This is a genomic window from Streptomyces sp. NPDC057002, assembly GCF_042673825.1.
GTDB lineage: Bacteria > Actinomycetota > Actinomycetes > Streptomycetales > Streptomycetaceae > Streptomyces.
Genome location: NZ_JBHURZ010000004.1, coordinates 762469 through 787232, shown reverse-complemented (window position 1 = coordinate 787232; position 24764 = coordinate 762469). Strand labels below are relative to the sequence as shown.

The 24764-nt window shown below is 72.1% G+C and carries 23 protein-coding genes and 1 tRNA gene; 12 read left to right on the top strand and 12 right to left on the bottom strand.

All coding sequences use genetic code 11. The features are described 5' to 3' along the window. Positions 1 to 12 precede the first annotated feature (12 nt). A complete protein-coding gene (locus tag ACFT32_RS23590; protein WP_382492449.1) occupies positions 13 to 555 on the top strand; it encodes a GNAT family N-acetyltransferase in 543 nt (180 codons plus the stop codon). Between the two features lie 41 nt (positions 556 to 596). Here ACFT32_RS23590 and ACFT32_RS23585 read toward each other — a convergent pair whose 3' ends face one another. From ACFT32_RS23585 to ACFT32_RS23560, 6 genes are all read right to left on the bottom strand, one after another. After that, positions 597 to 2276, bottom strand: a complete 1680-nt coding sequence (locus tag ACFT32_RS23585) for a long-chain fatty acid--CoA ligase (protein WP_382492447.1) — start codon at positions 2274 to 2276, stop codon at positions 597 to 599. A 137-nt stretch (positions 2277 to 2413) separates the two neighbouring features. Continuing rightward, positions 2414 to 2974 carry a SigE family RNA polymerase sigma factor gene (locus ACFT32_RS23580; protein ID WP_382492444.1) on the bottom strand — a complete coding sequence of 187 codons (561 nt, stop codon included), beginning with the start codon at positions 2972 to 2974 and terminating at the stop codon, positions 2414 to 2416. A 97-nt stretch (positions 2975 to 3071) separates the two neighbouring features. Next, complete coding sequence (locus tag ACFT32_RS23575; RefSeq protein WP_382492442.1) at positions 3072 to 4280, bottom strand: lipid-transfer protein; 1209 nt, start codon at positions 4278 to 4280, stop codon at positions 3072 to 3074. 184 nt (positions 4281 to 4464) lie between these two features. Next, positions 4465 to 4884 carry a MaoC family dehydratase gene (locus tag ACFT32_RS23570; protein ID WP_382492440.1) on the bottom strand — a complete coding sequence of 140 codons (420 nt, stop codon included), beginning with the start codon at positions 4882 to 4884 and terminating at the stop codon, positions 4465 to 4467. Continuing rightward, complete coding sequence (locus ACFT32_RS23565; RefSeq protein ID WP_382492437.1) at positions 4881 to 5837, bottom strand: bifunctional MaoC family dehydratase N-terminal/OB-fold nucleic acid binding domain-containing protein; 957 nt, start codon at positions 5835 to 5837, stop codon at positions 4881 to 4883. The genes ACFT32_RS23570 and ACFT32_RS23565 overlap by 4 nt, the downstream gene beginning before the upstream one ends. A 167-nt stretch (positions 5838 to 6004) precedes the next feature. Beyond that, positions 6005 to 6331, bottom strand: a complete 327-nt coding sequence (locus ACFT32_RS23560) for a hypothetical protein (protein WP_382492434.1) — start codon at positions 6329 to 6331, stop codon at positions 6005 to 6007. A 368-nt stretch (positions 6332 to 6699) separates the two neighbouring features. Here ACFT32_RS23560 and ACFT32_RS23555 point away from each other — a divergent pair, with 368 nt between their 5' ends. The 4 genes from ACFT32_RS23555 (at position 6700) to ACFT32_RS23540 (ending at position 9522) form a co-directional block, all read left to right on the top strand. After that, positions 6700 to 7566, top strand: a complete 867-nt coding sequence (locus ACFT32_RS23555; protein ID WP_382492431.1) for a bifunctional DNA primase/polymerase — start codon at positions 6700 to 6702, stop codon at positions 7564 to 7566. A 322-nt stretch (positions 7567 to 7888) separates the two neighbouring features. Beyond that, on the top strand, positions 7889 to 8347 hold the full coding sequence (locus tag ACFT32_RS23550; RefSeq protein ID WP_382492429.1) for a hypothetical protein: 459 nt from the start codon (positions 7889 to 7891) through the stop codon (positions 8345 to 8347). A 9-nt stretch (positions 8348 to 8356) separates the two neighbouring features. Next, complete coding sequence (locus ACFT32_RS23545; RefSeq protein WP_382492427.1) at positions 8357 to 8908, top strand: DinB family protein; 552 nt, start codon at positions 8357 to 8359, stop codon at positions 8906 to 8908. Between the two features lie 41 nt (positions 8909 to 8949). Further along, positions 8950 to 9522 (top strand): GNAT family N-acetyltransferase, encoded by a 573-nt coding sequence (locus tag ACFT32_RS23540; RefSeq protein WP_382492424.1) that lies wholly within the window; start codon positions 8950 to 8952, stop codon positions 9520 to 9522. 176 nt (positions 9523 to 9698) lie between these two features. Here ACFT32_RS23540 and ACFT32_RS23535 read toward each other — a convergent pair whose 3' ends face one another. Next, positions 9699 to 13778 (bottom strand): hypothetical protein, encoded by a 4080-nt coding sequence (locus tag ACFT32_RS23535; protein ID WP_382492421.1) that lies wholly within the window; start codon positions 13776 to 13778, stop codon positions 9699 to 9701. Between the two features lie 381 nt (positions 13779 to 14159). Here ACFT32_RS23535 and ACFT32_RS23530 point away from each other — a divergent pair, with 381 nt between their 5' ends. From ACFT32_RS23530 to ACFT32_RS23520, 3 genes are read left to right on the top strand one after another with little or no spacing between them, the layout of a single operon-like run. Then, a complete protein-coding gene (locus ACFT32_RS23530; RefSeq protein WP_382492420.1) occupies positions 14160 to 14651 on the top strand; it encodes a hypothetical protein in 492 nt (163 codons plus the stop codon). Positions 14652 to 14694: 43 nt separating this feature from the next. Beyond that, entirely contained in the window at positions 14695 to 14904 is a 210-nt protein-coding gene (locus tag ACFT32_RS23525; RefSeq protein ID WP_382492417.1) for a ferredoxin, read from the top strand. 9 nt (positions 14905 to 14913) lie between these two features. Next, the gene (locus ACFT32_RS23520; RefSeq protein ID WP_382492415.1) at positions 14914 to 15681 is read left to right on the top strand and encodes a PIG-L deacetylase family protein; all 768 of its coding nucleotides are present in this window, start codon (positions 14914 to 14916) and stop codon (positions 15679 to 15681) included. Here the strand turns inward: ACFT32_RS23520 and ACFT32_RS23515 are convergent. From ACFT32_RS23515 to ACFT32_RS23505, 3 genes are all read right to left on the bottom strand, one after another. Next, positions 15678 to 16469 carry a glycosyltransferase family 2 protein gene (locus tag ACFT32_RS23515; RefSeq protein WP_382492412.1) on the bottom strand — a complete coding sequence of 264 codons (792 nt, stop codon included), beginning with the start codon at positions 16467 to 16469 and terminating at the stop codon, positions 15678 to 15680. The genes ACFT32_RS23520 and ACFT32_RS23515 overlap by 4 nt on opposite strands. Before the next feature lie 90 nt (positions 16470 to 16559). Next, positions 16560 to 16646, bottom strand: a tRNA-Ser gene (locus ACFT32_RS23510). 64 nt (positions 16647 to 16710) lie between these two features. Continuing rightward, positions 16711 to 18183, bottom strand: coding sequence for a S1C family serine protease (locus ACFT32_RS23505; protein WP_382492410.1), 1473 nt, complete (start codon positions 18181 to 18183; stop codon positions 16711 to 16713). Positions 18184 to 18471: 288 nt separating this feature from the next. Between ACFT32_RS23505 and ACFT32_RS23500 the strand changes: the two genes are divergently transcribed. The 3 genes from ACFT32_RS23500 to ACFT32_RS23490 all read left to right on the top strand — a co-directional run bounded on the left by ACFT32_RS23500 (position 18472) and on the right by ACFT32_RS23490 (position 21168). Further along, the gene (locus ACFT32_RS23500) at positions 18472 to 19299 is read left to right on the top strand and encodes a glycerophosphodiester phosphodiesterase (protein WP_382492407.1); all 828 of its coding nucleotides are present in this window, start codon (positions 18472 to 18474) and stop codon (positions 19297 to 19299) included. Between the two features lie 240 nt (positions 19300 to 19539). Continuing rightward, positions 19540 to 20091, top strand: a complete 552-nt coding sequence (locus ACFT32_RS23495) for an ATP-binding protein (protein ID WP_382492405.1) — start codon at positions 19540 to 19542, stop codon at positions 20089 to 20091. Between the two features lie 111 nt (positions 20092 to 20202). Then, positions 20203 to 21168, top strand: coding sequence for a DUF5926 family protein (locus ACFT32_RS23490; RefSeq protein WP_382492402.1), 966 nt, complete (start codon positions 20203 to 20205; stop codon positions 21166 to 21168). Positions 21169 to 21366: 198 nt separating this feature from the next. On the opposite strand, the gene ACFT32_RS23485 is transcribed toward ACFT32_RS23490, so the two are convergent. Together ACFT32_RS23485 and ACFT32_RS23480 are read right to left on the bottom strand one after the other, a co-directional pair. Then, the gene (locus ACFT32_RS23485) at positions 21367 to 21984 is read right to left on the bottom strand and encodes a hypothetical protein (RefSeq protein WP_382492400.1); all 618 of its coding nucleotides are present in this window, start codon (positions 21982 to 21984) and stop codon (positions 21367 to 21369) included. Positions 21985 to 22039: 55 nt separating this feature from the next. Further along, positions 22040 to 22705 carry a bifunctional DNA primase/polymerase gene (locus tag ACFT32_RS23480; RefSeq protein ID WP_382492397.1) on the bottom strand — a complete coding sequence of 222 codons (666 nt, stop codon included), beginning with the start codon at positions 22703 to 22705 and terminating at the stop codon, positions 22040 to 22042. A gap of 503 nt (positions 22706 to 23208) precedes the next feature. Here ACFT32_RS23480 and ACFT32_RS23475 point away from each other — a divergent pair. Continuing rightward, the gene (locus ACFT32_RS23475) at positions 23209 to 24723 is read left to right on the top strand and encodes a PP2C family protein-serine/threonine phosphatase (protein ID WP_382492394.1); all 1515 of its coding nucleotides are present in this window, start codon (positions 23209 to 23211) and stop codon (positions 24721 to 24723) included. Positions 24724 to 24764 lie beyond the last annotated feature (41 nt).

Here is a 24764-nt window from a genome sequence, read left to right as displayed (position 1 = left end):
CATGATCGTCCTGTGCGCCGCGAAACCGTGACCCTGAGCAGGATCGTTTCGCAGGACTGGGCCGCCGTCCACACCTGGGCGGGTCTGGCCGAGGCCTGCCGCTACCAGCCGTGGGGACCGAACACGCCGGACGAGACGCGGGAGTTCGTGGCGGGCGCGGTCGCCGCCTGGTCGGACAGGCCACAGCGCAGGTTCCCCTATGCGGCCCGCCTCGGGCAGGAGGTGGTGGGGATGGGGGAACTGCGGGTGCGCAGCGATGTCCAGCGCCAGGGCGAGATCTCCTACATCGTGCATCCGCGCGTCTGGGGGCGGGGCATCGGGACGGAGATCGGGCGGCTGCTTCTCACGCACGCCTTCGGCGAGCTGCGGCTCCATCGCGTCCATGCCACCTGCGATCCGCGGAATCTCGGCTCCGCGCGGGTGCTGGCCAAGCTCGGTATGACGCCGGAGGGGCGCCTGCGGCACACCCGGCTCATCCGCGACGGCTGGCGGGACTCGCTGGTCTTCGGCCTTCTCGAGGACGAGTGGGACGCGGGGAGCGCCGTGCGGGGGTGAGCCCCTGGCGGTGGCCAGGGGCTCCGGGGTGTCCCGCGGGGTCAGCCGAGCTTGGTGATGTCCAGGTCGCCCTCCGCGTATTGCCTGCGCAGTACCTTCTTGTCGAACTTGCCGACGCTCGTCTTCGGCACCGCCTCGATGACCGTCCAGCGCTCCGGGAGCTGCCACTTGGCGATGCTGCCCTCGTCGGCGAGGAAGGCGCGCAGGGTCTCGAAGGTGGCGGTGGCGCCCTCCTTCAGGACGACCGTGGCCAGGGGGCGCTCGCCCCACTTGTCGTCGGGGACGGCGACCACGGCCGCCTCGGCGACGTCCGGGTGGGCCATGAGCGCGTTCTCCAGGTCCACCGACGAGATCCACTCGCCGCCGGACTTGATGACGTCCTTGGCCCGGTCGGTGAGGGTGAGGTAGCCGTCGGCGGAGATGGTCCCCACGTCGCCCGTCTTGAGCCAGCCGTCCTCGCTGAACTTGTCGGCGGGGCGGAGCGGGTCGGCGTCCGGGCCGTTGTAGTAGGCACCGGCGATCCACGGGCCGCGTACCTCCAGCTCGCCGGCCGACTCGCCGTCCCAGGGGAGGCGTTCGCCGCCGGGGCCGGTCAGGCGGCCCTCGACGCCGGCCGGGAAGCGGCCCTGGGTGAGACGGTAGGCGAGCTCCTCCGCCGTGCCGATCGCACTGGCCGGGGGGCGGGCGATCGTGCCGAGCGGGGACGTCTCCGTCATGCCCCAGGCGTGGCAGACCCGCATGCCCAGCTTGTCGAAGGCCTCCATGAGGGAGGGCGGACAGGCCGCGCCGCCGATGGTGACCTGGCCGAGGAAGGAGACGTCACGCGGGTTCGCGGTCAGCTCGGCGAGCAGGCCCTGCCAGATGGTGGGGACGGCGGCCGCGTGGGTGGGCTTCTCGCTCTCGATCATCGCGGCGAGCGGGGCCGGCTGGAGGAAGCGGTCCGGCATCAGCATGTTCACGCCGGTCATGAAGGTCGCGTGCGGCAGACCCCACGCGTTCACATGGAACTGGGGCACGACGACCAGCGAGGTGTCCCCGTCGGTCAGCCCCATCGACTGGGCCATGTTGACCTGCATGGAGTGCAGATAGATGGAGCGGTGGCTGTAGACCACGCCCTTGGGGTCGCCGGTGGTGCCGGAGGTGTAGCACATGGCGGCGGCCTGGCGTTCGTCCAGCTCGGGCCAGTCGTACGACGTGGGCTTGCCGGCGATCAGGTCCTCGTACTCGTGCACCCGCGCGGTGGCGTCCGCGAGCAGGGAGCGGTCCCCGGGGCCGGTGACGACCACGTGCTCGACCGTCTTGAGGTGCGGGAGCAGCGGGGCGAGCAGCGGGAGCAGCGAACCGTTGGCGATGATCACGCGGTCGGCGGCGTGGTTGACGATCCAGGCAAGCTGCTCGGGCGGGAGGCGTAGGTTCAGGGTGTGCAGGACCGCGCCCATGGACGGGATCGCGAAGTAGGCCTCCACATGCTCCGCGTTGTTCCAGGCCAGAGTCGCGACCCGCTCGTCGCCGGTGACGCCGAGGTCCTCCCGGAGCGCGTGGGCCAGCTGGGCGGCGCGGGCGCCGATCTCCGCGAAGGAGCGGCGGTGGGGCTCGTCCTCACCGGTCCACGTGGTCACCTGCGATGTCCCGTGGATCGTGGACCCGTGGGTCAGGATCCTCGAGATCAGCAGCGGTACGTCCTGCATGGTGCTCAGCACGGCGTCCTCCCGGGGCGACATTGCCAACGCGGTGGTAAAGGTTGCGCTGATTCTGCGCACATACCGCGCGGTATGTCACTAGGACCGGGCGATCGATCACATCACGCCAAGCGGAACGAGAGGTTCAGCGGCGGCCGAGGAGGCCCGCGAGGCGGGGCTCACTGACGGACAAGTCCCAGCTCAGCGTCCTCGCGGAGCTTTCCCAGCGCGCGTGAGACGGCCGACTTCACCGTGCCCACCGAGACGCCGAGCACTTCGGCCGTCTGGACCTCGCTGAGGTCCTCGTAGTACCTGAGGACTACCATCGCCCGCTGCCGGGCGGGCAGCCGCATGATCGCCCGCCACATCGCGTCGCGCAGCGCCTGCTGCTCGGCCGGGTCGTCGCTGCCGGTCACCGGCTCCGGCTCGGGCAGCTCGTCGCAGGCGAACTCGTCGACCTTGCGCTTGCGCCACTGCGACGTCCGCGTGTTCAGCAGCGCCCGGCGCACATAGCCGTCGAGGGCGCGGTGGTCCTCGATACGCTCCCAGGCGACGTACGTCTTGGTGAGCGCGGTCTGCAACAGGTCCTCCGCGTCGCTCGGGTTACCGGTGAGCGAGCGGGCGGTACGCAGCAGCACCGGCTGGCGGGCCCTGACGTACGACGAGAACGACGGGTACGGAAGAGTCTGCGCCGCTGGTGAAGCGGCCTTCGACGCGCTGGTGCAGACGAGTGTGGTCATGGCTCAACGCTATGAGCGGGGCCGGGTCCGGCGGATCGGCCGCAGGTCCCGAAGCGGGGTCCCCCTCAGGTTGTAGGGGTAGGGCCGGCTGCACCTCCTAGAGGTGGAGCGGAGGCACCGGGGTACTGCGGGTTGTCCCCTCCGGGTCGGCTGTGAGTACGAGTCCCGACGTAGGCACGCCCGTCCCCGCCGTCACCAGGACCCGCTCCGCTCCGGGGATCGGGTTCACCGCCGTCCCCCTGATCTGCCGGACGGCCTCCGCCACCCCGTTCATCCCGTGCAGGTACGCCTCCCCCAGCTGTCCCCCGTGTGTGTTGAGCGGCAGGCGCCGCTCGGCCACGAAGTCCGGTGCCTCGCCGGGGCCGCAGAAGCCGAACTCCTCCAGCTGCGTCAGCACGAACGGCGTGAAGTGGTCGTAGAGGATCCCCACGTCGATGTCGGCAGGCGCGAGTCCGGAGGTCCGCCACAGCTGCCGGGCCACCACCGCCGTCTCGGGCAGGCCGGTCAGGTCGTCGCGGTAGAAGCTGGTCATCTGCTCCTGTGCGCGTCCCGCGCCCTGGGCCGCCGCCGCGATCACGGCGGGTGGGTGGGGCAGGTCGCGGGCCCGCTCCACCGAGGTGACCACGAGGGCCTGGCCGCCGTCGGTCTCCTGGCAGCAGTCCAGGAGCCGCAGTGGCTCGACGATCCAGCGGGACGCGGCGTGGTCGGCCAGGGTGATGGGCCGGTTGTGGAAGTACGCCGCCGGGTTGGTCGCCGCGTACGCGCGGTCGACCACGGCCACGTGCCCGAACACCTCCGGCGTCAGCCCGTACGTGTGGAGGTACCGCTGGGCCGCCATCGCCACCCAGGAGGCCGGGGTGAGCAGGCCGAACGGCAGCGACCAGCCGAGCGCGGCGCCCTCGGCCGAGGGCTCGCGGTGCCGGACCCCGGAGCCGAAGCGGCGGCCCGAGCGCTCGTTGAACGCGCGGTAGCAGACGACCACGTCCGCCACGCCCGCGGCGATCGCGAGGGCCGCCTGCTGGACGGTGGCGCAGGCCGCGCCGCCGCCGTAGTGGATCCGGGAGAAGAAGGAGAGCTCGCCGATGCCCGCCGCCTGGGCCACGGTGATCTCGGGGCTGGTGTCCATCGTGAACGTGACCATCCCGTCGACGTCGGCCGGGGCGAGCCCGGCGTCCGCCAGCGCCGCCCGCACCGCCTCGACGGCAAGACGCAGCTCGCTGCGGCCCGAGTCCTTGGAGAACTCGGTGGCCCCGATACCGACGATGGCCGCCCGCCCGCCGAGGGTGTCGTGCCGACGCGGACTCATGACGGGCCTGCTGGGGCCATTGCCCGGCCTGCTGGGGTCATTGCCCGGCCTGCTGAAGTCATTGCTGGGCCTCCTGCGCTCCTGCCGGGCCGGCGCCCGGGGTTCCCGCGCGGCACGGTCCGGGCCCGGAGGCCTGCGACCGGCCGCCGCCGGGTCCGCCGCACGACCAGCGAGCCGTCGCCGGTCACGACCGTCCGCCGGGGTCCGTCGTCGTCCCGGCTCCCACCGGGACCATGACCGTCACCGTGCCGGTGACGTGCTTGCCGAGGCCGTTCGCGCCGACGATCCGGACGGTCACCATGTCGCCGTCGACCTCCTCGACCGTGCCCGTCAGCACCATCGTGTCGCCGGGGTGGTTGGGCGCGCCGAGCCGGATCGCCACCCGGCGCAGCACGGCCCGCGGGCCGAAGTGGTCCGTGATGTACCGGCCGACCAGGCCGTTGGTCGTCAGGATGTTCATGAAGATGTCGGGGGAGCCCTTCTGCCGGGCCAGGTCCGGGTCGTGGTGCACGTCCTGGTAGTCGCGGGACGCGATCGCCCCGGCGACGATCAGGGTGCGGGTGACGGGGATCTCCAGGGGCGGGAGCCGGTCGCCGGCGTTCACCGCGTCACCCCCTGGAAGACGGGCAGGACCAGCTCGTCGTCGTAGCGCCGGAAGTCGAGCCGGACCGGCATGCCGATCCGCACCTTGTCGTACGGCACCCCGACCACGTTGCTGACGATCCGGACGCCCTCCGCGAGCTCGATCAGCCCGACCGCGTAGGGGGGCTCGAAGGCCGGGAAGGGCGGGTGGTGCATGACGACGTACGAGTAGACCGTGCCCTCGCCGCTCGCCTCGACGGTGTCCCACTCCGGGGAGCCGCAGCTGTTGCAGCCCGGCAGCCAGGGGAAACGCAGGTCGCCGCAGCCGGTGCAGCGCTGGATGAGCAGCTCGTGGCGGGCCACGCCCTCCCAGAAGCCGGCGTTGTCGCGGTTGACGACCGGGCGGGGACGGCGCTCCTCGGGCGGTTCGGGCGTCTGTTTCCTCGGCCGGCGTGCGGGGGCGTACTTGAGGATGCGGAAGCGGTGGGTGCCGGCGAGTTCGCCGCCGGCCCGGATGTCCGTACGGGTCGTGACGAAGTGACCCGCGCCCAGTTTCGTGGTCTTCAGTTCCGAGACCGACTCGATCACCGAGTCGAAGGTGATCTCGTCGCCGGGGCGCAGGGGGCGCGGATACTCCTGCTCGCAGTCGGTGGCGACGACCGCGTCGTAGCCCGACTCGTCGAGCAGGCGGAGGAGTTCGTCGTAGGCCGCCGTGCGTTCCGGGCGGCGGGTGAGGCCCGCCATGGTCCACGCCTGGAGCATGGTGGGGGGAGCGATGGCGTCCGGGCCGGTGTAGGCGGGGCTGGTGTCGCCCATGGCCTCGCACCAGTGCCTGATCATCGGCTGGTTGACGGGGTCCCGGCCGACCCCGGTGGCGGCGGCCGGGCGGCCCTCGTAGGCCTTCAGGCGCGCCTCGAACTCCTCTGATCTCTCCGACTCCTCGGACTCCGCGTGGACCTCCGGCTCACCCTTCACGGTTTCTGACTGTCCGTCAGATCCGGGTCGGCGTCAAGGCATCGCACCCCACGGACGCCGAAACGCCTGCGCGGCGGTACCGAAGTACCGCCGCTCAGACGCTTGTCACCCCATGAAGCACACCCACACGGACGGCGGGCCGATGCCGGTACACCGGCCCGCTCAGCTCACCACCACAGCGGGGTGAAGCTGACGGCGGTGTTGTCGTTGCCCTGGTTGACGGCCGTGAAGGCGGAGCCGTTGACCTGGGCGGTGTTGCTCTGGTTCGAGGCACCGTCGCCGACGGCCTGCTGATTCGTGGTGGACGAGGTGCCGAAGTTGTCACCGCCGACACCACTGCCGAGGACACCCGCCTCGGCCTCCGTGACGGACGCGATCGATCCGTTGTCCGCGAAGGAGCCGTTGTCCGCCGTCGCGATGCCGCTGAAGAGGGCGGCCGCGAGCGGAAGGGCGGAGACGGCGGCGATGACGCGGGCGGTACGGATGCTTGCCATGTTGTTGTCCCTCCAAGGACTTCTGAGACTTCAGAGACTTCAGAACCAAGGACTGCGTGAAGAAGTACTGCTGCTTCCAGGGAAGTTGGCCGACCACCCTGGTCCGTTGCTCGACGTCGCGAGTCCAGAGTTGCCCACCGAATCCCCGGCGAACCACACCGGAAGCCCCTATTCGCACTCAAGCGTGATGACATGTCGATAAACCCCTTTGCGTCACTTCAGCACCGGACTGGGGCGGAAGAGGCGGTTCGAACCCTGGTGCCGCAAGGGCCGAAGCGTTCCAGCACTTTTCGCACACAGGCCTCGGCCCCGGCGCGTCGCACCCGCCCCCTCTTTCCTTTTTCGAACGTACGTACGAAACTAGAAGCATGGCCACCACCGACCGGCAGGCCACGACGCTGGCCCTCGCACACGCCCTGTCAGCCGCCGAACGCGGACTGGCCGTCATCCCCTTGTCCCGCACCAAGCTCCCGGCGCTGCGCTCCCCGCACCGCGACGACCCCGCCCCCTCCCTCTGCCACGGCGCGTGCGGCCGCCTCGGACACGGCGTGTACGACGCCTCCAGCGACCCGGCCCGCATCCGTGAACTGTTCGCCGCCGCGCCCTGGGCGACCGGCTACGGCATCGCCTGCGGCCTGCCACCGCACCAGCTGATCGGCATCGACCTGGACGTGAAGACCGGCACGGACTCCTCGGCCGCCCTGCGCGAGCTGGCCCTGCGGCATCTGTTCACCATCCCCCCGACGGTGGTGGTCCTGACCCCGTCCGGCGGGCGTCACCTCTGGCTGAGCGGCCCGCCCGACGTGGTGGTCCCCAACTCGGCGGGCCGTCTCGCCCCCGGCATCGACATCCGGGGCGCCGGCGGCTACCTCGTCGGCCCCGGCTCCCGCACCGGCCAGGGGGCGTACGCCGCCGCCCCCGGGACCGCGCACCTGGCGCCCGCCCCCTGCCCGCGCTCCCTGCTGCGGCTGCTGCTCCCGCCGCCGCGTGCCCACCAGGCCACGCCCCCTTCGGCCGGCGGGCACGGCCAGGGCCTGGTCCAGTTCGTCCTCGCCGCGCACGAGGGCCAGCGCAACACCCGGCTGTTCTGGGCGGCGTGCCGGGCCTACGAGGACGGCATCGGCCCGGCGCTCGTGGATCCCCTGGTCGAAGCGGCTCTCAACACCGGCCTGTCCGAGCGCGAGGCCCGGGCGACGATCGCGTCGGCGGCCCGGATGACGGGGCACCGGCCGTGAGCAGGACGTCGTCGGCCCGGGCGACGACCGCATCAGCCGCCCCGCCGACGGGACACCGGCCATGAGCAGGGCCTCATCGACCCACGCGACAACCGCATCGGCCACCCCGCTGACAGGACACCGGCCATGAGCAGGACGTCGTCAGCCCACGCGACAACCGCATCAGCCGCCCGACTGACGGACACCAGCCACGAGCACCGGGCCACGTCCACCCACGCGACAACCACGTCAGCCACCCGGCTGACAGGACACCGGCCATGAGCAGGGCCTCGTCCACCAGCACCGAAAGACCTCCATGCACCAGTACGCCAGACCGCCGGCCATGGCGCTCGCACGCCTCGTTCTCGCCTCCGGCCGCTCGGTGGACCTCGCCGAACTGCGGTTCTCGTCGACGTACGGCGATCTGCTCTCGGCCTGCGGCGACCCGCTGGAGGGCTATCCCTGCAAGCCGGTGAACGATCTGCGGATCCGCGAGCTGCTGCGCGCCGCCGAGCGGTCCCATCCCGGCACGCCCGTCCACCTCGTCCCGCCCCCGCGCGAGCGCCCCGACCAGTACGCGGGCGGACTCGGTCCCGTCGAGGTCCTGCCCGCCGTGGCCTGCCTCGGTACGTTCCACTCCGCCGCCCTCGATCCGGCCCGCGACCCGGTCCTGTACCGCTCGCGCCTGGCCGTGGTCTGGTTCCAGTCCGCTCCTCGCCTGCCGTCGGACTGCGACTCGGAACCGGCGCTGCGGGACATCGACTGGCCGGGACTGGCCCGGGACGCGCGGGCGCCTGCGTAGGGTCGCCCGATGAGCGTTTCCCGTACGGAACTGCCGCGCTGGCAGTTCGAGTTCACCTGGTCGTTGTTCGAGTACCACCTGGAGCGGCTGGAGCCCGAGGACTTCCTCTGGGAGCCCGCGCCCCTCTGCTGGACGATGCGCCGGGCGTCCGACGGCACCTGGGTGCCGGACTGGGCGGACACCGAGCCCGACCCCGTGCCCGTCCCCACGATCGCCTGGGTGAGCTGGCACATCGGCTGGTGGTGGAGCGTGACCCTGGACCACGCGCGGGGCCGGACGCCCCGCGACCGCACGGACATCGCCTGGCCCGGCGAGGGCGCCCCGACCGTCGAGTGGCTGCGCGACCTGCGCACTCAGTGGCTGGAGGTCCTGGACGACCTCACCGACACCGACCTGGACGCCACGGCTTCGTTCCCGTCGCAGGGCGACCCTCAGTACACCGTCGCGCACATGGTGGCCTGGGTGAACGCCGAGCTGATGAAGAACGTGACCGAGATCGGCCAGCTGCGTCTGCTGCGGGCGGCTTCGGCGTCGGCGTCGGCTGCTCAGTCCGCTGTGTAGCGGGGGCGGCGAAGCCGTCAGGGGCGTGACATCGTGGTGCCATGAGCATCGACGTCCGCCCGGCCACGGACTTCGAGGACGTCCGCGCCGTGCTCGGGCCGAAGTCGCCCGGGGCGAATGTCTGCTGGTGCCTGAGCTACCGGATCCCGTCGAAGCTCAACAAGGAACTGCGCGGCCCGGCCCGCGGTGACTACGTCGCGGAGCTGTGCGGCGCGGACCCTCCCCCGGGGGTGCTCGCCTACGACGGTGACGAACCGGTCGGCTGGGCCGCCGTCGCACCGCGCTCGGACACCGCCTTCGCCCGCAACCGCAAGATCCCGCACGTCGACGATCTGCCCGTCTGGTCGCTGTGGTGCGTCCGGGTCCGCCCCGGCCACCGTAAGCAGGGCATCTCGCACGCCCTCATCTCCGGAGCGGTCGGCTTCGCCCGCGCCCAGGGGGCACCGGCGATCGAGGCGTACCCCCTCGACAACGGCGACGCCAAGGTCGATCTGACGATGGCCTACGCCGGTCTGAGGAAGAACTTCGAGCGGGCCGGCTTCACCTACGCGGCACCGACCACATCGGTGCTGGCGGGCCATCCTCGCATCCTGATGCGCCTCGACCTGCGCTGAGCGGACCGGCATGCGAATGCCCGACCGCTGGCGACGGGGGATGCACCAGCGGTCGGGCTATGGCCAAGGGTAACAAGCGCTTGCGCGGGAAGAGCCGACTGACCGTCAGGAAAGCCGGGTTGTGACTCGTATCACTCAACTTCCTTGTGGTTCCGCCCTGTTGCCCTGCACCGGGCTCACCGGCCGGCGCACGGCGCGTCGTAGGAGAGCCGGGGCAGGTACGCGCGCCAGGTGTCCGGCGTCAGAACACCCCGGGTCATCGAGCAGATGCGGCGTACGGCCTCGTCGGTGTCCAGGTTCCAGAGCCGGATGCTGTCGGCGCCGCTCGACACCCCGAGCATGTGACTGTTCGGGCTGAACGCCAGGAAGTTGCCGGTCTTGGCGTTGGGGCTCATCGACTGGCCGATCGCGGTGGCCCCGGCGGGGTCGGAGACGTTCCACAGCCGGACGGTGCTGTCATTGCCGCCGCTGGCCAGGGTGCGGCCGCTCCGGCTGAACGTCAGTGACACGACCGCTTCCGTGTGACCCGTGAGGTGTGCCTGCTCGGAGGCCTCGGCGGGGTCCTCGATGTCCCAGAGACGCACCGAGTTGTCGTCGCCGGCACTGGCCAGCGTCCGGCCGTCGGGGCTGTAGGCGAGGGCGTTGACGGCTCCGAGATGGCCCCGCAGAGGTGCGCGCAGCAGGGTCGGCCGGCCGGGGTCGGCCGCGTTCCACAGCCTGATGGTGCCGTCCGCGCTGCCGCTGGCGAGCGTACGGCCGTCCGGGCTGAAGACGACGGCGTTGACGTACCCCTTGTGACCGGTGAGGGGCTCGCCCAGCCGACGGGGACGGGACGGATCGCGGATGTCCCACAGCTGGATGGTGCGGTCGTCGGAGGCGGTCACCAGGACCTTCCCGTCCGGGCTGAAGACCAGCGGGTCGGCGAACTTGATGGGCAGAGGGATGGCGGAGCCGTGCCGACCAGGGTGTTCCGGGTCGCGGAGGTTCCACAGCTCCAGCGCCCGGCTGCCCGTCACCACCGCGAGGGTGCGGCCGTCCGGGGAGAACTCCAGGGAGCGGACGCCGCCGTCCGGCCGGAACGGCCGGCCCATCCGCACCGGCCTGCCGGGCGTCCGCACGTCCCACAGCCGCACCCGCCCGTCGAGCGCCGCCGTCGCGAGCACCCGCCCGTCCGGGCGGAACACTCCGGTCCGGCCGATCATGTCCGACATCGGCAGCGACCACAGGCGGACCTTGTTGTCGCCCGCCCCGGTGGCGAGGGTGCGCCCGTCGGGGCTGAAGCCGAGCGCGTACATCTCGCCGCTGCTGCCCGCCAGGGGCCCGCCGACCTGCGACGGGTACGCCGGATCACTGACCTTCCACAGACTCGCGGTGCTGTCCGCGCTGGCGGCGGCGAGCATGTTCCCGTCGGGGCTGAACGCCACGGACCACACCGCCCCGGTATGGCCGGTGAGCGGCGTACCGATCGGTGCCGGGCGATGGGAATCGGCCATGTTCCACAGCCGCACGGTGTTGTCCGAGCTGCCGCTGGCGAGCGTACGGCCGTCCGGGCTGAAGGCCACCGAGTGCACGGTGGCGGTGTGGCCGGTCAGCGGCTCCCCGGCCCGCTCCGGACGCCGGGGGTCGGTCACGTCCCACAGCCGGATCGCCCCGTCGTCGCCACCGGCCGCCAGCGTCTTCCCGTCCGGGCTGAACGCCACCGAGCGCACGGCGGCCTTGTGCCCGGTCAGGGGTTTGCCCAGCGCCCGGGGCCGGCGCGGATCGGCCACGTCCCACAGCCGGACGGTGTGATCGTCGCCGACGGAGGCCAGCGTCTTGCCGTCCGGACTGAAGGCGACCAGGTAGATCGAGCCGTCATGGCCGGTCAGCGGCTTGCCGAGCCGCTTCGGCCGGCCGGGGTCCGTCACGTCCCACAGCCGGATCGTGCCGTCGTCGGACGCGCTGGCGAGGGTGCGGCCGTCCGGGCTGAAGACCGCGCTGCTCACCCAGCTGGTGTGGCCGGTGAGAGGCTCGCCCAGGGGCTTCGGGCGCTTCGGGTCGGCCACGTCCCACAGCCGTACGGTCCGGTCGTAGCTGGCCGTCGCCAGGGTCCGCCCGTCCGGGCTGAACGTCGTGAGGTAGACGGCGCCCGTGTGGCCGACCAGCGGCGTGGCCAGCGGGGCGTTCACGATGGAGATCAGACGGCTGTTCGCGCCCTTGTCGTCCGGCCGCAGCCGGTGCGCCACCAGATCGAGCTGCGCGGACAGCGACGGATCCGTGTCCTGGACGCGGTCGGCCTGGGCGAGCACCTGCTCGAACACGGCGTCGTCCCGCTGCTTCGAGGCGATGACGGCCGACCCGACGGCCAGCATCGCCAGGACGACCAGCGTCGCCACCGCGCCCCGGCTGATCCAGATGATGCGCCGGCGCAGCCGGACCGAGGCGGCCAGGAACTCCACCGCGCTCCGGGTCAGGAACGTGTCCCCGGCGGATTTCGCCCAGCCATGGGCCTGTTCCAGCCGGGAGCCCCGGTAGAGCAGTGACGTGTCGCGGTGCGATTCCTCCCAGGCCCGGCCGTCCTCCTCCAGGCGCTGGCGCAGCAGATTGCCCTGCCGGTCGTCGTCGATCCAGTCGCGCAGGCGCGGCCAGGCGTGCAGCAGCGCCTCATGGGTGATCTCCACCGTCTCCGCGTCGAGGGTCACCAGCCGGGCGCGGACCAGCGCCTCCAGGGACTCCTCGGTCTTGCCGGGGTCGGTCGACTCCTCCGCCAGCTTCCGGCGGGTGCCCCGCCTGCGGGTGGCCTGGGTGTCCTCGCCCAGCCGGACCAGGCGGAGCAGGAGGAGCCGTGCCGCCGTGCGCGCCGCCGGGTCGAGGTCGGACCAGGCCCGCTCCGCGGTCGCCGCGACGGCGCCCTGGATGCCGCCGGCCGCGCGGTAGCCGGCGAGGGTCAGCCGGCCCGCCTTCCTGCGCTGCCAGGTGGCGAGCAGGGCGTGCGAGAGGAGCGGCAGCACGCCCGCGTCGTGTGCCCCGCGCGGGCCGTCGGCGCTGACCTCCCGGACGATCAGCTCCGCCAGGCCAGGTTCCAGCTCCAGGCCGACGGCCTTGGCCGGTCCGGTCACCGCCTCGCGCAGCTCAGCGGTGGTGAGCGGCCCGAGCACCATGTGCCGGTGCTGGAGCGCGTCGGCCAGTTCGGGATATCTCAGGCACCGCTCGTAGAAGTCGGCGCGGATGCCCAGGACCACGACCGCCGGGGCCGGTTCGTCCGGTCCGGTGGGTGAGCACGCGGCGTGCAGGACCTCGATGAAGGCACGCCGGTCCGCCTCGTCGGGGCAGAGGGTGAACGTCTCCTCGAACTGGTCCACGATGAAGACGGGACGCGCACCGGAGGGCGCCTCGCGCCGCGCCCAGGCGGCGACGGCGGCACGGACGGCGTCCGCGGAGGGGAGAATGCCGGGTCCGCTCTGTTCCACGGCGGATCCGTCAGGCTCCTCTGCCCTCAACTCCGTTTCCGGTTCCGTGGCAGACGGGACGTCAGGCGGCTCTCCCGCCTCGGACAGGAGAACGGGCCCCAGGTCGGGGATGCACCGGGTCAGCTCCGCCAGCGGGTCGCCGCCCGGGACGAGTTGCACGACCGTCCGTGCCCGGCCCTGCTCCGCGCCGTCGTCGCCGCCCAGCGCGCCGTCCCGCAGGGCGGGCACCAGACCGGCGTTCAGCAGCGAGGACTTGCCCGCTCCCGACGCTCCCACGAGCATGACCAGGCCGCCCGCGTCCGCCACGGCCCCGAGCTGCGCGACGATCGCGTCCGTGCTCCGCTCCCTGCCGAAGAACCAACGGGCGTCCTCCCGGCGGTAGGAGGCCAGCCCGCGGTACGGGCACACCCCGCCGGGCGCGGGCGGGTCCTGCTCCTCGGCAGGAGATGCCTCGGGCCGTTCGCCGACCGGGTCGGCCACCGCCCGTTCCCACAGCCGCTGCCACTGGCCGAGCTCGTACAGGCCCGGGGACACCGGAGTGGGCCGCGAGCGCCGCGCCTCGGGTATCAGCACGAGCAACACGGCCGCGAGAGCGGCGAACTGGGCGGGTACGTTCCGGGCCCGCCGCCAGTCACTGATGCGCTGGGCGGACACCCGCACGGGCCGCCCGCGTTCGTCGACCCGCTGGAGCCGGACGACCGCTTCGGACACACGCTTGAGGGGAGGGTTCCCGGCTTCCTTGTACAGCAGTGCGAGGCGTTCCGCGAAGGCGGTGCGTGCCCCCGAGTCGGAACTCAAGGTCTCCACTCCCTACTTGTCACGCCTGGACGTCCGGACCGGAAAACTCACTCTATACGGCTGACCTGCGGTAATAACGCTCGTCCGGCACCGGATTCTCCTCGCGGGCAGCCGGAAATGGCAGGATCCGGGAGCAGCAACGGACCATTCCGGTCAGCTTCCTTCCGCTTCCGTCCGCTGCCATCCGCGCCGGACGGCGGTAGCTCCACCGTTCGACACCGGTCCCCACGAGGGGAGGGACCGGTGTCGGACGACGTGGTCCGCCTCCGGTGATCCTCCCCGCCGTGACGCGCCTTGCAACCCTGGATAACTGACGGTCCGTCAGCTATGGTCGGCGCCTGCCGTACCGCTTCCGGAGCGACGTACCAGCGACGTACAGGGGTGAGCGCGATGGAGACACGTCCCGAGAGCCCGGAACCGCAGGGCGATCCACGCTGGGTGGCGATGCTCTACCGGCCGGCCGCGAGGTCCTGGCGGCCCGCCGCGGAGTCGCCCCACCGCTCGCCCGTGCTGTACGCGCTCGGCGAGATGACCCAGACCATGCGCGCCCGGGGCGACGAGGTGACCGTCGCCCTCTGGGGGCCGAAGGACGGCGCCTGGCACCTGTTCGACACCCCGTCGGCGCAGGCGGCCTCACCCTCGCCCTCACCCTCGCCCTCACCTCAGCCGAGGCCGGGCGCGGAGTCCCCCGGCGAACCGACCGTGCTCACCGAGCGGATGACCGGCCGCCGCCACCAGGTCCTCATGGCCGGGCTGGGCAAGGCGGGCCTCTACGACCTCACCCCCGAGGACGAGACGACCGTCCAGGCCCTCGTCGAACGGCTCGACGAGCCCGCCGTCCGCCGGGTCGCCCACTGGCTCGCCGCGGCCGGCACCCGCTAGCCGGGCCGGTTCAGCCGGCGGCGCGCTGGGCAGGGGAAGGGTCATGAAGGTCTCTGTCGACCGCGACCTCTGTTACGGCTCCGCCGAGTGCGCCTACCGGGCCCCGGCGGTCTTCGAGTTCATCGACGGATTCGGCGTCGTCCGCCCTGGCCGGGACCGTACGGACGACCCGACGGTCCTGGAAGCGGCGGAGAAGTGCCCCAGCCAGGCCATCACGATCACTGACGCGCCCTCGTCGCCGGGCCGGCCGTAGCGAGGACCGATGCCGTCGCTGTCGCCGAGCCTGCTGGCGGTGTTCGCCCACCCCGATGACGAGTCCCTGGTGGCGGGCGGCGTCCTCGCCCGGCACGCGGCCGCGGGCGCTCGCACGGCGGTCGTCACCGCGACCTGGGCGGCGGACACCCCACGCGCCACGGAACTGGCCGAGGCGTGCCACATCCTCGGCGCCGGCAAGCCGCGCATGCTCGGTCACGCCGACTCACGCGTGCCCCACTCGGCGCCCGGCAGACCCCGCTGGTGCGACGCCCCGCTCGACGAGGCGGTGGGGGAACTGGTCGCGGAGATCCGCGACTTCCGCCCCGAGATCGTCGTCACCCACGACGGCTACGGCGGCCTGACCGGGCACGAGGACCATGTGCACACCCACCGCACGACCCTGCTCGCGGTCCACGCCGCCGGGCTCGAACGCCTCTACCCGGACGCGGGTGAGCCCTGGCAGCCGAGCGCCCTGTACCTGGCCACGCACCCGCACTCCGCCCTCCGGGCATGGGGCGGGCACCTGGCCCCCACGGGCAAGACGATGCGTACGGTCCCCGACGACCGGATCACGGCGACCGTCGACGTCACCCCGTGGCTGGAGCAGAAGACCGCCGCCGTCCTGGCCCACCGCACCGAGGTGGCACGAGGAGCCGCCCCGGGCCTGATCGCCGCCCTCCCGGCACCCGAGCGGGAGCGGCTGCTCGGCACCGAGTGGTACATCCGCCACGACCTCCTGAGCACGGCACCGCCGCACACGGACCTCCTGCCCTAGGCCTGCCCCAGGCCAGGGCCCGCGCGCCGGTCAGCGCCCGTCGGAGAGCTCCACCGCAGCCCCGACAGCGCCCGGGCCCGGGCCTCCACGACGGCCATCCGGGCATCCCGCTCGGCCCGGTCCACATGGGCCGCCTGCCCGGTCACCTGCCCCTCCCACTTCCGGTACAGCAGCCCCACCTCCCCCGAGAACCACCCGCGGCTCACGGCGTTCAGCGCGAGCAGCAGCCCCGTGTCCTCCGACGCGGGCAGGGCCATCCACCCGCCCAGGGCCAGCAGCAACTCCCGCCGCACGCACAGCGAGGCGGGATGGATCTGCGCGAGGAAGCCGTTCGCCTTCCAGTGGTCGAGCACCGCCCCGCGCTCGATCGGCCCCTGGTCGGGGTCGCCCGCGAACCCCACCGTGGACCCGTCCGGCAGGAGATCCAGCACCCGCGAGGTCGTCCACCCCAGGGTGCGGTCGCCCTCCAGCACCGCCAGGTCCCGCGCGAGCGCGCCCGGCGGCAACCGGTCGTCGGCGTCCAGGACCTTCACATACGCGCCCTCGGCATGCGCCAGCGCGATGGTGCGAGCCACCCCGGGCCCACCGGCCCGGCCCTGCCGGAACGTCACCCGCGTGTCATCGGGCACATACGGCGCTACGTCCCGCCCCTCCCCGTCCTCCTGGATCACCCAGTGCCACTCCCAGCCCTCCGGCAGCCGCTGCTCGCACAGAGATCCGTGGGCCTCCGCCAGAAACCGGGCCGACGGACCGTGCACAGCGGTGACGACGACGATGCGCCGGCTCACGCGCCCCCTCTCACAACGAACAGGCGAGAGGGGCCACCGAGCACACTCGCGCTCGACAGCCCCTCTCACCCGCAACATCTATGACCTGCGCGGAGGCGGTGGGATTTGAACCCACGGTGACATCGCTGCCACGACGGTTTTCAAGACCGTTCCCTTCGGCCGCTCGGGCACGCCTCCCCGCGCCGGCCGGTGATCGGCGACGCGGGGACAAGGGTAACGGGTCGGTGCGCGCGGATGGGGATCAGTTGTCGCCGGTGCGCGAACCCAGGGTGACGTCGACGGTCTGCTGCTTGCCGCCGCGCTCGTAGGTGATGGTGACCTTGTCGCCGGGCTTGTGGGTCCAGATCTCGCCGATCAGGGTGGGGCCGGAGTCGATCACCCGGTCGTCGAGCTTGGTGATGACGTCGCCGGGCTTGAGGCCCGCCTTGGCGGCCGGGCCGCCGGGCTCCACGGGTGCGGCGCCGCCCGCGCCCTGGTCGGTGATCTGCGCACCGTCCGAGCTGTCGTCCAGGGAGACGGACGCACCGATCTTCGCGTACACCGGCTTGCCGGTCTTGATCAGCTCCTGGGCGACGTACTCGGCCTGGTTGATCGGGATGGCGAAGCCCAGGCCGATCGAGCCGGACTGGCCGGTGCCGAAGCCGCCGTTGCCGGTGGACTGGATCGCGGAGTTGATGCCGATGACGTTGCCCTGCGCGTCCAGCAGCGGACCGCCGGAGTTGCCCGGGTTGATCGAGGCGTCGGTCTGCAGGGCGCTCATGTACGACGCCTGGCTGCCGCTGCCGTCGCTGGAGGCCACCGGGCGGTTCTTGGCGCTGATGATGCCCGTCGTCACCGTGTCGGACAGCCCGAAGGGGGCGCCGATCGCGATGGTCGCGTCGCCGACGGCCACCTTCTCCGAGTCGCCGAGGGTGAGGGGCTTCAGGTCGGACGGGGCGTTCTTGAGCTTCACGACCGCCACGTCGTAGCCCTGCGCGTGGCCGACCACCTCGGCGTCGTACTTCTTGCCGCTCGGGAAGGTCGCGGTGAGCTTGCCGCCGTCGACCGCGCCCGCCACCACGTGGTTGTTGGTGACGATGTGGCCCTGCTTGTCGAAGACGAAGCCGGTGCCGGTGCCGCCCTCGCCGCTGTTGCTCTCGGCCTCGATCGTGACCGTGCTCGGCAGCGCCTTGGCGGCCACGCCCGCGACCGTGCCCGGGTCGCGCTTGAGGTCGCCGCCGCTGGTGGAGGCGGAGACCGTCGTGGAGCCGGAGTTCTCGTCGTTGTTCTTCGCCAGGGTGTAGCCGAGGCCGCCGCCCAGACCGCCCGCGAGCAGCGCGGCCGCCAGGATCGCGACGACCAGGCCGCTGCGGCCGCGGCCGGGCTTCGGCGCCGGCTGCTGGTAGGAGGAACCCCAGCCGCCCGCTCCGTAACCGGCACCGCCGTCGCCGTACGACGATCCGGCACCGCCGTCGCCGTACGACGGGGTGGCCGGGGGCGGGGGCGGCGGCCAGGAGGGGTCGGGGGCGGAGGAGGAATTGCCAGGATGACCGCCGGCACCACCGGAGTCGCCGGGATGACCGGCACCACCGGAAGCGCCCTCTCCCTGGGCGGCCTGCACCTGGGCGTCCTGTCCGTACGGCCCCTGGGGCGCCGGAGCAGCGGGAGCATCCACCGGCACGGGGGGTGCGGACGGGGCGGGGGGTACCGCGGTGCCCTCGTTCTCGGTGCTCACAGCTTCTCTCCTCGATCCACGGCTGCTTTTCCTGGGTCGCACTCGGTCACGCCTTTTCACGCTGGCGACGGTCCGGCGCGATACAGCTGTGCTTGTCCCTTTGTATGCCGTCAGCTTTTCCCACGGGACGTCAGAGCACCATAAGCGGTGGCTGTGGGTCCGCGGCCATTCTTTATATAGGTCATTAATGGCGAAAACTATGCAATTCCAGCACCTCCGTACGGGCCTGCGCATCCGTCGGGTCCGTACGACCGGACGCGTACCCGCACTCGGTGGCACCATGACGCGGTGACCCACGCACGGCAGCATGTGATTCAAGTCGTCGCCCACCGCGGAGCCTCCGAGGACGCCCCGGAGCACACCCTGGCCGCGTACACCAAGGCCATCGAGGACGGTGCGGACGCCCTCGAGTGCGATGTGCGCCTCACCGCCGACGGCCACCTCGTGTGCGTGCACGACCGCCGGATCAACCGTACGTCCAACGGCCGGGGCGCGGTCTCCGCCCTGGAGCTCGCCGACCTCGCCGCCCTGGACTTCGGCTCCTGGAAGACGCGCGAGGCCTGGAAGGGGCGCGACGAGGAACCCGACTGGGAGCACCCCCCGGAGGACCGTGAGGCGACCTCCGTACTCACCCTGGAACGGCTGCTCGGACTCGTCGCCGATGCCGGGCGCCGGGTGGAACTGGCCATCGAGACCAAGCACCCCACGCGCTGGGCGGGACAGGTCGAGGAGCGGCTGCTGGCCCTGCTGAAGCGGTTCGGCCTCGACGCCCCGGCCGCCGCCGAGGAGTCCCGGGTGCGGGTGATGAGCTTCTCGGCCCGCTCGCTGCACCGGGTGCGGGCCGCCTCCCCGACCCTGCCGACGGTTTATCTGACGCAGTTCGTCTCGCCCCGGCTGCGCGACGGGCGGCTGCCCCTGGGCGTGGGGATCGCCGGCCCCTCGATCCGGATCGTGCGCAACCACCCCGTCTATGTGGAGCGCCTGAAGCGGGCCGGCCACCAGGTGCACGTGTGGACCGTGAACGAGCCGGAGGACGTGGATCTCTGCATCGACCTCGGTATCGACGCCATCATCACCAACCGTCCGCGCGCCGTGCTGAACCGCCTCGGCCGCTGAGGCCGAGCACACAAGTCCCATCAGACCCACGCACACCCCTTGACCCCACCCCTTGACGGGCGGGATCCTCCCGTCTCGGCCACACCGAAGAAATCAAGCCACTCGATTACGGGGAGTGCTCCGGCGCGTTCGGTCCGTATTCGATCGTGGTGAATGCGTCACAGGACGTTGATTGGCCGGTTTCCGGTTCAGGCCAATGGGGCATCCACACCGTGGCGTGGGGCGAAGGAGGTCTCGGGGGTGGCGTTGGTGGTGGCACAGGAGGTGCCCACGTCGTCGAGCATGGCCGTACCCCATGGCCCTGCGGGCGTGGGGAAAGCAAGGCATCGTATGCGTGCGCAGTTGCGCAGCGGTGGCGTAGCGGATTCGGTCATCGACGATGCCGTACTGATCCTTTCCGAACTTTTGAGCAACGCGTGCAAACACGGCAGGCCTCTCGGCGACGCCCTGTCCGGTGACGGAGACATCCGTGCCGCGTGGAGTGTGGACCCGGCCGGCCGGCTCATCGTCGAGGTCACGGACGGCGGCGGCCCGACCCGCCCCGCCCCGGCGACCCCGTCGGTCACGGCGCACGGCGGCCGCGGGCTGAACATCATCACCGCGCTGGCCGACGACTGGGGTGTCCGCGACGACATCCGCGGCGAGGTCACCGTGTGGGTCATCGTCCACGACGACGTGTACGACCCGGACGCCGGCCACCGACGCGACGACTTCGTGACGCGCGTCGCGGCCCCCGCGGTGTCCCAGATACCCGGGCTCGACTTCGCGGACGCCTTCGACGACATGGACTGAGCGCCCGTACGCCGCGCTGGACCGAGTGTTGTCCACAGGATCCCGTCGCCCGAGGCCTGAACGGCTAGGCTCGCGAAAGTACGAGACGAGCCGTAACCGGGAGACCCATCGATGGCCAAGAAGCGACCCCAGACGAAGGCCAAGCGCCCGCAGATCACGGATGGCGAGGTCCCGGTCGTAGGCGCCCGCGAACCCTGCCCCTGCGGCAGCGGCCGCCGCTACAAGGCCTGTCACGGCCGGGCCGCCTCCCACGCCGCGACCGAGCTGGTGCACCGCCCCTTCGAGGGCCTGCCCGGCGAGTGCGACTGGGTGGCCCTGCGCGAGCTGGTCCCGGCGGCCACGGTCGAACTGCCCCTCAAGGACGGCCTGCCCGAGGGCGTCCCCGCGGTCACGCTGGCCACGGTCCTGCCGATGGCCTGGCCCGCCCTGCGCCGCGACGACGGCTCGGTCCTGCTCGGTCTGCAGAACGACACCTCGTCCGGCGACATCAGCCGCGACCTCGCCGACACCCTCCAGCGCGCCCTCGAGGCCCAGCCCGGTACGCCCGTGCAGGGCCGCCGCGCCCCGGCCGGCGGTCCGCGGCTGCAGGATCTGCTCGACCCGGAGGGCACCTTCGAGCCAGAAGTGCACAGCGGCTTCGAGTTCTGGGTCCCGGACACGGAGAACGCCACGCCGGAGGTGACCGCCTCTCTGGAGCGGGCCAACGCCGCGGCCATCCCGACCGTCAAGCTCCAGAGCGTGGACGCCGCTTACTGGTGCGAGACGCCGGAGAAGAACCATTTGCGGTGGGTCATGCCCCATGCCGAGGAGCAGCTTCTGGACGCTCTCGCGCGGCTGCACGCGGCGGGCCGTTCCAGCCTCGGCGAGGGCACCCGCCTGGTGGGCTCCTTCCGCGCTCACGGGCTCACGGTGCCGGTGTGGGACCTGCCGAGCGGGGTCACGGCCGAGGATGTGGAGAAGCCGGCGGCGGAGTTCGCCGAGCGTCTCACCGCCGCCCTGGCCACGGAAGAGCCGCTCACCCCGGACGAGCGCCGCGCCCGCGGCGGCCTCACCAACCGGCAGGTCACGCTCAGCTGACATGCGCCACCGGGTTCGGTAACTCCCTTCACAACTCCCGCTGGAGACAAGCCAGTCGGTGACTGGAAAGGGAGAGATCGAATTTGCGAACCGCCGATCTCTTGTTACCGTTCCTGTAGCCCGGTTGCTGGTGCATCCCCCGTCGCCAGCAACCGGGTCTTTTCGTCTTCGCGACCGTTCACTGAACGCAGCCGCTCGTCAACTGCCCGTCCACGCCGGTGAGTTGCTTCCCGAGCGCAGCAGCAGCGGACCCTCTCCCGCCCGCCGGGCGAACTCCGCGACCGCCGTGTACGCCGCCAGATTCCCGCGCACCGGCTCCCGGGGCGTCTCGCACGTCCGCGGCTCGTCATCGGCACTCACCGCACACGTCATCCGCACGGTCCGGGCGCCGGGCTCCATCAGGGTCAGCACGGCGTCCAGCGCCTCGCCGGTCGCGTTGCGGTAGTAGGTCCGCGCCCAGGTCCGCGCACCCTGCGTCACGACACAGGTCTGTGCCTCGATGCCGTCGGGGGAGGAGACTTCGGGACCGCAGCGCACGGCGGTCGCCAGGCCCTGGCCGAGTGTGGGCAGGGTGGGAACGGCGGAGGGAGCTGCTCCGGACGCCCCGAGCGCCTTGTCGTCGGCGCCTGAAGAGGGACCGCCCGGGCCGGGACGTACCTCGTCATGTACGGGACGGGAGGCGGGGCCACCGCGTACGGATCCCGCGGACGCCACCGCCAGCGGCAGCGCGACCGCGCACACCGCCACGACGCCCGCGAGGGCGAGCAGTCTGGCCTTTCGGGGGTCCCGGGAGCCGTCCCGGGCATGACGCGGCATGACCCCGGAACTTAACGCCCCGAGGCCGACGCCGGGCCCGGCGCGCCCGACGGTCCTAGAACTCGGGCGCGCTCACACCCGTACGAGTGAGGGCTTCGACCACGGCGTCCACCACGGCCTCGACATCGGGCACCCACGGCGAGGCGGAGCCGGGCAGCGGCGCCCGCTCCCAGCGGATCTCGCCCTGGCCCGTCTCGGACGGCGGCAGGGCCAGATAGCCGCCCTCGCTGTGGAAGCGGAGCGAGCCGGGCACGAAGTCCTTGGTGTAGAGCAGTTCGCCGAGTTGCTCCATGGAGTACGGCTTCACGAGGATCGCCCAGCGGGCGGGGGAGGCGACGACCGGGCCGAGCCGCATGCCCATGCGGTCGAGCGCCTCGAGGGCGCGGGCCGCCGGCAGGGCGGGCAGCGACACCGCGCAGGGCGCCTTGCCGCCGGTGGCCATGACGATCGGCGCCGTCGGCCGGTTGCCCCACCACCAGCGGACCATGCGCCCGTCGGTGGTGGCCGCGAGGAGGCCGGGGTCGAAGGGGTGCGCGCCGGGCACCGTGCATTCGGGGTCGGGGCAGCCGCAGCGGCCCAGCCCCTGCGGGTCCGCCGCCACGCCCGGGAGTACGGGCCACTGCCATTCCGTCGCGTAGGTCAGGGCCGCGCCGATCAGCTCAGGCGTCCCGTCACCGCGCTTGGACAGGAGCCTGCGTCGCCTTCCGAGGATCTCGCGCATGAGCGCTCGTTCCTTTCCGTTGCACGCCTGGCAACACCGTGGTCCACATCACAACATGTGTCGATCACTTCACTGTGCGTACCTGTTGGCGCATCACACCCCTGCCGTGAGCAGGGGGAACCCCAATGGGTCGAGCTTTGACTGCCTCCGCGGCCGTCCCGCCCATACTGCGTGTATCAAAAGCACGGGCGTGGCGTAGGGGTGGCGAAGTATGGCGTTTGCCGTCGCGCGTATTTCTCTCCGCCTCCGCCACGGGAGGATGGGGCACGGTCGTCGGTGGATAGGACGCCCGGGTCCGTCGCCAGGTTCCGGGTGATTCCCAACCACCCCTGGCCTTCACCGAGTACGTACCCATCACGACCGTCGTGACGCTCCGTCGAGCAAGCCCAGTCGACCGCAATAAGCCGTCCCCTGCGGCAGTTTTAGGCCAACTTTACATTTCTGTAAGAGGAAGGGGAGTTACTCCCTCCGACCTCACGGACACCAGGAATCCCGGCAGGACAATGCTGGACATCTCCTCACGAGTGCGTGTACATGTGGAGACACTGCTGGCGGCGCAGAATGACATGGGGGTTTGCGATGCTTTTGAGCAGTACGCGCCGGTCGGAAGGCCGGAGACCATGAACGCCCCGCACCCTCCGAAAGTGGCCGGAATCGATTCAACGGTTCCGGCACCCGCACACACTGTCGCGCCCGGCGCGCCGGGTACCTCCCCGGCCGTCCCCGCAAACCCCCCGGCCCCACCCGGCGCGGTGCTGCAGGACCGTCTCGCCGGCTGGGTGTCCGACCTCACCACCCTCCACGAGCTGACCGAACGCCTGGCCCGTACGGCCGCGCTCGACGAGGCGCTCCAGGAAGTGCTGCGGGCCGGCGCCGCCCTCGTGGGCGCCCGGCGCGGCCTCGTCGTACTGGAACCCGGAGACGGCCTCGGCCCGGACACCACCATCGGCCTGGGCCTGGCCCGCGCCGACCTCGGCCACATCGAGACCGTGCCGCGCAGCGCCCTGTCCTACGGCCGGATCCTCGACGGGCTGCCGGGCGGCGAGGACGGGATCGCCGAGCCCGACCTGTTCGCCGCGGAGGGGCTCGATCCCCGCCACCGCGAGGTCGCGGCCCGGCTGGGCTACGCCGCCAGCTACGCCCTCCCCCTGTGCACCGGAACCGCGGGCCGCCTCGGGGCCGCCGTCTGGCTCTACGACGAACCCGCCGAGCCGGGCGAGCGGCAGCGCCACCTCGTCGGCCTGTACGCCCGGTACGCCGCCGAACACCTCGCCCGGCTCCTCGAGCTGGAGCGCACGCGCACGGCCATGGCGACGATGTCGGACGAGTTGCTGCCGTCGCGGCTGCCGCGGGTGTCCGGCGTCCAGCTCGCCGCCAGGCACCGCACCGGCCCGCGCGGCGGAGGCGACTGGTACGACGCGCTGCCGCTGCCCGACGCCGCCCTCGGTCTGGCCGTCGGCTCCGTCACCGGGTCGGGGCCCAGCGCGGTCGCCGCGATGGGACGGCTGCGGGCTTCCCTGCGCGCGTACGCGGTGATGGAGGGGGAGGATCCGGTCGCGGTCCTGTCCGATCTGGAGCTGCTGCTGCGCCTGACCGAGCCGGCCCGCTCGGCCACCGCGCTGTTCGGCTACTGCGAACCGGCCGCCCGCAAGATCACGCTGGCCGGTGCCGGGCACAGCCCGCCGCTGCTGATCGGACAGCGCCGCACGGAGTTCGTGGAGACGTCGGTCTCGGCCCCGCTGGGCATGCTCGCCTGCTGGGAGGCGCCGAGCGTGGAGATCCTCGCCGAACCCGGAGAGACGGTTCTGCTGTACACCGACGGGCTGCTGCACCGCACCGGCGAGGCCACCGACCGTGCCTTCGCCCGGCTGCACGCGGCGGCCGCCGGAGTGCCGCGGGCGCTGCGGCACGACCCGGGCGCGCTCGCCGACCACGTCCTGCGGAACGTGCTGCCGGAGGGGCTGGACGCGGCGGACGGTGCGGAGGATGTCGTCCTGCTGGCGGTGCGGTTCGAGTAACGCTCCTCGTCATCGCCCTGAGACCTCTTCCGCGCCGCCGT

Coding starts and splice junctions, on each gene's coding strand:
- ACFT32_RS23585 (WP_382492447.1), bottom strand. CDS start 2,276: ATGTCGCCCCGGGAGGACGCCGTGCTGAGCACCATGCAGGACGTACCG.
- ACFT32_RS23580 (WP_382492444.1), bottom strand. CDS start 2,974: ATGACCACACTCGTCTGCACCAGCGCGTCGAAGGCCGCTTCACCAGCG.
- ACFT32_RS23575 (WP_382492442.1), bottom strand. CDS start 4,280: ATGAGTCCGCGTCGGCACGACACCCTCGGCGGGCGGGCGGCCATCGTC.
- ACFT32_RS23560 (WP_382492434.1), bottom strand. CDS start 6,331: ATGGCAAGCATCCGTACCGCCCGCGTCATCGCCGCCGTCTCCGCCCTT.
- ACFT32_RS23555 (WP_382492431.1), top strand. CDS start 6,700: ATGGCCACCACCGACCGGCAGGCCACGACGCTGGCCCTCGCACACGCC.
- ACFT32_RS23550 (WP_382492429.1), top strand. CDS start 7,889: ATGGCGCTCGCACGCCTCGTTCTCGCCTCCGGCCGCTCGGTGGACCTC.
- ACFT32_RS23545 (WP_382492427.1), top strand. CDS start 8,357: ATGAGCGTTTCCCGTACGGAACTGCCGCGCTGGCAGTTCGAGTTCACC.
- ACFT32_RS23540 (WP_382492424.1), top strand. CDS start 8,950: ATGAGCATCGACGTCCGCCCGGCCACGGACTTCGAGGACGTCCGCGCC.
- ACFT32_RS23530 (WP_382492420.1), top strand. CDS start 14,160: ATGGAGACACGTCCCGAGAGCCCGGAACCGCAGGGCGATCCACGCTGG.
- ACFT32_RS23525 (WP_382492417.1), top strand. CDS start 14,695: ATGAAGGTCTCTGTCGACCGCGACCTCTGTTACGGCTCCGCCGAGTGC.
- ACFT32_RS23520 (WP_382492415.1), top strand. CDS start 14,914: ATGCCGTCGCTGTCGCCGAGCCTGCTGGCGGTGTTCGCCCACCCCGAT.
- ACFT32_RS23490 (WP_382492402.1), top strand. CDS start 20,203: ATGGCCAAGAAGCGACCCCAGACGAAGGCCAAGCGCCCGCAGATCACG.
- ACFT32_RS23485 (WP_382492400.1), bottom strand. CDS start 21,984: ATGCCGCGTCATGCCCGGGACGGCTCCCGGGACCCCCGAAAGGCCAGA.
- ACFT32_RS23480 (WP_382492397.1), bottom strand. CDS start 22,705: ATGCGCGAGATCCTCGGAAGGCGACGCAGGCTCCTGTCCAAGCGCGGT.
- ACFT32_RS23475 (WP_382492394.1), top strand. CDS start 23,209: ATGCTGGACATCTCCTCACGAGTGCGTGTACATGTGGAGACACTGCTG.